The organism is Kribbella sp. (assembly GCF_035687465.1).
In the GTDB taxonomy this organism is placed as follows: domain Bacteria; phylum Actinomycetota; class Actinomycetes; order Propionibacteriales; family Kribbellaceae; genus Kribbella.
On the sequence record NZ_DASRXP010000359.1, the window covers coordinates 1 to 5,127 of the forward strand.

Here is a 5,127-nt window from a genome sequence, read left to right on the forward strand (position 1 = left end):
ACCTCGGACTGGATCCGCTCCGCATGCGACCGAGCCGCCGCAGCCAACGTCCCAGCCGCATCCAGACCAGCGATATCCCACACCTCACCGACACCCACCACATCGGCGCCACCAGCAACCCCTCGCGCATCGCCGACATCCTCCACAGAGCCGACACCAGCGACACCTCGCGCATCGCCGACATCCTCCGCATCGCCGACATCCTCCGCAGAGGCGCCACCTCGCGCACCGGCGATCCCTGGCGCATCGGCGACAGCTGGGGTGTCGGCGACATCTGAGGTGCCAGCGACGTCTGGGGCGTCGGAGTCGGGGTCGGGGTCATTGGCGGCGAACATGTGTTCGATTCTACTACAGCTGGTCGCGGCATCGTCACCCAGCGAGAGGCCCGCTTAGCCTTATCCACAAGGGGAAACGTCACACTCGCCGGAGCTGGAAAGCGGATACACCACCTGGGCTCGGGTCTACCCCGTTTCGGTGGGTTGCCGGGGGCGGCGGCGTAGGACGAGGCGGTTGACGAGCACGGCGATGACGGCGCCGAGGAGGAAGCCGGGGATCGTCCAGCGCCAGCCGGTGAGCGCTCCCTGGTCGGCTTTGATCACCTCGGCCGGTGGCTGCCCGGAGCCCACCGCCCAGGCAGCGGCCGAGTCGGCCGAGTCGGCGGATCCCGTGATGGGGAGGCTGGTGGGGCCGCCGGGGCCCTGGTCGCCGCGTTGGTGGCCGAGTAGGCCGCGGGTGACCAGCAGTTTGATCAGCGCGACGTCGTTCGTCGCCCGGTGCCAGACCGGCTTGCTCGCCAGGTTGCCGTTGCCGGTTCCCGTCTGCGTCGCGATCCATGGTCCACCTGGCGCGTCCGGGTAGATCATGTCCAACCGCCAGGGCGCCTCGTCGTTGATCATCCAGACCGCCCGGATGAACGACCCGCTCGCGCGGTCCTCTTCCGGCACGAGGTTCCGGCTCTGTGCCGGATCCATCAACTGCGTCAGGTCCTTGTACGTCTGCTCGTAGTAGCCGACGGCAACGACCTTGGGGATACCCGGCGCACTCAGCAGCACAGTGCTCGTTCCGCCCGCCTGCGCTGGAGTCACTCCGATCGCGGTCAGTAACAGGACGGCAAGCATCAGGACAGTACGACGCAACCAGCGAGCCATGGGTCACTCCTCAGCAGATTCGTGGACTCACTCCGCGTCGATCAGTTCCCAGGATCGGCGGCGTGGAACGAGACGGATGGCGATGACGGCGATCACGGCGCCGAGGAGGAAGCCAGGGATGCTCCAGCGCCAGCCGGAGAGCGCTCCCTGGTCCGCGCTCACGGATTGCGCGGTCGGCGGAGGCTGGTCGGCGACCGACTCGGCGCCGGCGGCAATGGTGGTCTCCGGCGCGACGGTGGTCTGGCCCGTACCAGCCGGGCCGTTCAGTCCCAGGGAATCGAGCAGTTGGATCAGATGGTCCCGGTCGGCCGACTTGTGCCAGGTCGGCTTGGCCTCCATCTGCCCCGTTCCATCGGAAGCCTCGGTGGTGGCGATCCAGGGACCACCCGGTGCGTACAGATAGATGACATCCGTCCGCCAGACCGCCATGTCGTGGATCAACCAGGTGGCGCGGACAAAGTTGCCGATGGCATGTTCTTGTTGGGACCCCTCGTCGCCCGCAGTTGCCGTGACCAGTTTCAGAAGGTCTCTGTAGGCACTGTCCTCGTAACCCGCGGCAGCGACCTTGGGGACGTTCGGTGCGCTCAGCAACACACTGGTCGGACCGCCCGCGCGCGCCGGCGCCACCCAGACGGCAGATAACAACACAACAACCAGCAGCAAGACGGTATGACGCAACCAGCGGGCCATGGTGGTTCTCCTCAGCGGTTCGGGTACCCCTGATACACCGCCGCAGTCCGCGTGGTTCCACTACTGAGAGACCGCGATCTCCGTTGCCCGAGCCTTGTCCGGCGCTCCCTCCAGACGGAACGTCACCCCGCCTCGAACCCAGACCAGCGTCGCCCCGGCCACCCGTTCGACACGGTCGCCGCCGTTCTTGTCCTCGAGGACCAGATCGTGCGGTGTGCCGAACCAGTAGCCGTCCACTTCATCCACCTGCTCGAGCGTGGACCAGTACTTCTTCAGATACATCGGTGACGGCTCCGCCTCGAACTGCTCAAGTCGCACCGTCCCGCCGGCCGTCCGCCAACTCATGGCAACAAAGCCCGTCGAAGCCTCCAGCCCAGTGGGCTCCCCCAGCACCCGAGGAACCACCGGCACGAACCCAGCGATACGGCCCGCCTCCGCCAAGGTCAGCCGCCCACTCACCGCGGGTGGCGCAGGTGCCGAGGTCGGACCCGATGGAACAGGTACCGCTTCCACTCCCCCGATGTTGAGCCACTCCGCCACAGCCGCTCGCACCGGCGGAGCCACAACCGCGCCGGCAACCAGGACAGCCAAGAGAGCCAGGAGAGCTCGCCACTTGGAACGGATCACCTCAGCCGGCGTACGGCGTACCGGCGCGGAAGCTACTCGCTCCAGCACAGCTGTGGTCAGCCCGTCAGCAACAGGAGGTACTACGGCTCGGCCGAGCGCGCGCAGTTCGTCAGCAAGCTGCTCGTCGGTCATCGCTGCACCTCCTTGTCAGGTAGTTGGGTCCGTAGTCGTCCCAGCGCCCGGTGGAGCCGCGACTTGACCGTGCCGCGCGGCCAGCCGAGCACTGTCGCGGTCTCCCGCTCATCGAGGTCCAGCAGATAGCGGCATGTGACCACTAGGCGGTAGTGCTCAGGCAGAGTCTGCACAGCGTCGAGCAACTCGCGTCGGCGCTCGGTGGAGACAGCCGCATCGGCCGGATCCAGCACGCTGTCCGGAATGGCAGCCTGTTCCTCCCGACGCCACCGGCGGCTCCGGGACCGATGCAGGTTGCGCGTCTCGTTGGCGACGATCCGCAACAACCACGGCCGGAACGCGGACCCGCCCCGGAAGGTCCCGAGCGCGCGGTACGCCTTCACGAACGACTCCTGTACTACGTCGTCCGCCTCCGAGCCGGCGCCCAGCAAGACGGCGGTCCGCTGCGCCACCTGGGCATGCTGCCGCACCAGCTCCGCGTACGCGGCGGTCTCCCCACCACGGACCCGGGCCAGAATCGCGGCCTCGTCGCCCTCGCTGATCCTGCCTCCCGTCTCGATCCCGCCATTGTGTCGACACAGCCTCTACACCGCGGCCCGCCGATCGGTTCCGGACCTCACTGGCGGGGTTTGACCCGTTTGGTGGGGCTGGCGGTCAGCGGATCCTCCGGCCACGGATGCCGTGGGTAGCGGGCGCGCAGGTCGGCGCGGACCTGTGGATAGCCCTGCACCCAGAAGGACGCGAGGTCGCTGGTGATCGCGACCGGGCGCCTCGCGGGCGAGAGCAGATGCAGTACGACGGGAACGCGACCGTCCGCGACCACCGGGGTCGTGGTCCAGCCGAACACCTCCTGCAGCTTGACCGCGAGGACGGGCGGCTCGGCGCCGTCGTACGCGAGCCGTACCTGCGAACCGGACGGCACCGGCAGCCGCTCCGGTGCGAGTTCGCCGAAGCGGGTGGCAGCGGGCCACGGCAACAATCGGCGCAGAGCGGACGCCACGTCGATACGCGCCAGATCGCCCGAACGACGCACCGACGCGAGTTCCGGGCCGAGCCAGGCGTCAAGATTCGCGAGCAGGGCCGCGTCGTCGACCTCGGGCCACGGGGCTCCCAGGTGCGCGTGGCAGAACGCGAGCCGGTCGCGCAGGGAGACAGCGGCGTCGGACCAGCGCAGTACGGCGAGACCGCTGCGGCGCAGACCGTCGCGTACGGCGGCTTGCACCAGGAGCGGGTCGGGCTTGGTCAGCGGTACGTCGTTGAGGACGATCGCACCGAAGGCCTCCACCCGCCGGGTCACGATCCGGCCGTCGTCCCATCGGATCTGGTCGGTGGCCGAGACGAGGTCGCCGGCGACCTCCCGCGCGGTCGCCTCGTCGATGGGTGCGGCGGAGCGGATCCTGGCGTCGGCACGGCCGGGTGCGCGGTCGGCGACGGCGATCGCCAGCCAGGGCGTAGTCCGGAGCGGCGACTGCGGATCCAGTGCGGCACCCGTACCGCCAGACATCTGGTACGTCGCCGAGTCGACCCCACGAGCCCGCGCAATCCGATCCGGATACGCCAACCCCACCACAATCCCAGCCGCAAGATCATCCCGTACTACGCCCGCCGCCCGCCGCGCACCGCCACCCGCGAGGTCACCGCTTGCCCGTCGCCGCCCACCACCACCGGCGAGGTCACCGCCCGCCACCCGCGCCCCACCACCTCCAGCGAGGTCACCGACCACCGGCTGCGGCCCAGCTCCGGCCGCGAGGCCAGCCGCAGCTTCCTGCGCACCCCCAGTTGTAGGTTCCGATCCGCGGCCCAGACGTTTGACCTCCTCTCGCCAGCGTGCGGTAGCGGCGCGGTCCTGGCCTGGGCGGAGGGATCGCCAGCGGGCGGGGAGGTCGTCGCCGAAGTCGCGGCCGGCGTCGTCCGAGAGCATTGCGACGATCTCGCGGGCCCGGTCGGCGCCGACCCACGGCGTACCGTCCAGCAGCGCACGCGCCAACCTGGGATGAGCGCCGATCGCCGCCATCCGCCGTCCCCGCTCGGTGATCCGGCCACCGTCATCGATGGCATCCAGGCGTCGCAGCAACTCGGTCGCCGCAGTCATCGCCACCACCGGCGGCGCGTCGAGCAAGGCCAGACCATCACCACCAGGCGCCCCCCACGCAGCAAGGTCGAGCGCGAAAGCAGCAAGATCCGCAGTAGCGATCTCCGGCGCCGCATGATCGTCCAGGTGCGCGTGGTCGGTGGCTGACCAGCAACGATAGACCCGACCGGGCGCCTCCCGCCCAGCGCGACCGGCTCGCTGATCAGCAGACGACTTCGACACCCGACACGTCACCAGAGCGCCAAGACCGCGGGACTGATCGGTCCGTGGCTCGCGGGCGAGGCCCGAGTCCACCACGACCCGCACCCCCGGCACAGTCAGCGAACTCTCCGCGACCGAGGTCGTCACCACGATCCGCCGCTCGGCCCCCGGCGCCAACGCACGGTCCTGCTCGGCCCGCGACTGCCGAACGAACAACGGCAGCACGTTCTGCCCGGC

6 protein-coding genes are annotated in these 5,127 nt (G+C 69.4%); 1 reads left to right on the forward strand and 5 read right to left on the reverse strand.

Translation table 11 applies throughout. The features are described from left to right. Nucleotides 1-278: hypothetical protein (locus VFG33_RS18785; protein ID WP_325054198.1), on the forward strand; the 278-nt coding region annotated here is incomplete at its 5' end. 183 nt (nt 279-461) lie between these two features. On the opposite strand, the gene VFG33_RS18790 is transcribed toward VFG33_RS18785, so the two are convergent. The 5 genes from VFG33_RS18790 to VFG33_RS18810 form a co-directional block, all read right to left on the reverse strand. Then, nucleotides 462-1,148 (reverse strand): hypothetical protein, encoded by a 687-nt coding sequence (locus VFG33_RS18790; RefSeq protein WP_325054199.1) that lies wholly within the window; start codon nt 1,146-1,148, stop codon nt 462-464. Between the two features lie 27 nt (nt 1,149-1,175). Continuing rightward, on the reverse strand, nt 1,176-1,838 hold the full coding sequence (locus VFG33_RS18795; RefSeq protein ID WP_325054200.1) for a hypothetical protein: 663 nt from the start codon (nt 1,836-1,838) through the stop codon (nt 1,176-1,178). 60 nt (nt 1,839-1,898) lie between these two features. Continuing rightward, nucleotides 1,899-2,597, reverse strand: a complete 699-nt coding sequence (locus tag VFG33_RS18800) for a hypothetical protein (protein WP_325054201.1) — start codon at nt 2,595-2,597, stop codon at nt 1,899-1,901. Then, nucleotides 2,594-3,067, reverse strand: a complete 474-nt coding sequence (locus tag VFG33_RS18805; protein WP_325054202.1) for an RNA polymerase sigma factor — start codon at nt 3,065-3,067, stop codon at nt 2,594-2,596. The genes VFG33_RS18800 and VFG33_RS18805 overlap by 4 nt, the downstream gene beginning before the upstream one ends. 146 nt (nt 3,068-3,213) lie before the next feature. Further along, on the reverse strand, nt 3,214-5,127 hold a 1,914-nt coding region (locus tag VFG33_RS18810; RefSeq protein ID WP_325054203.1), incomplete at its 5' end, for an ATP-dependent helicase C-terminal domain-containing protein.

What these genes read in the sequence shown, in the direction of transcription:
- VFG33_RS18795 (WP_325054200.1), bottom strand. Translation starts at nt 1,838, where the DNA reads ATGGCCCGCTGGTTGCGTCATACCGTCTTGCTGCTGGTTGTTGTGTTG.
- VFG33_RS18790 (WP_325054199.1), bottom strand. Translation starts at nt 1,148, where the DNA reads ATGGCTCGCTGGTTGCGTCGTACTGTCCTGATGCTTGCCGTCCTGTTA.
- VFG33_RS18800 (WP_325054201.1), bottom strand. Translation starts at nt 2,597, where the DNA reads ATGACCGACGAGCAGCTTGCTGACGAACTGCGCGCGCTCGGCCGAGCC.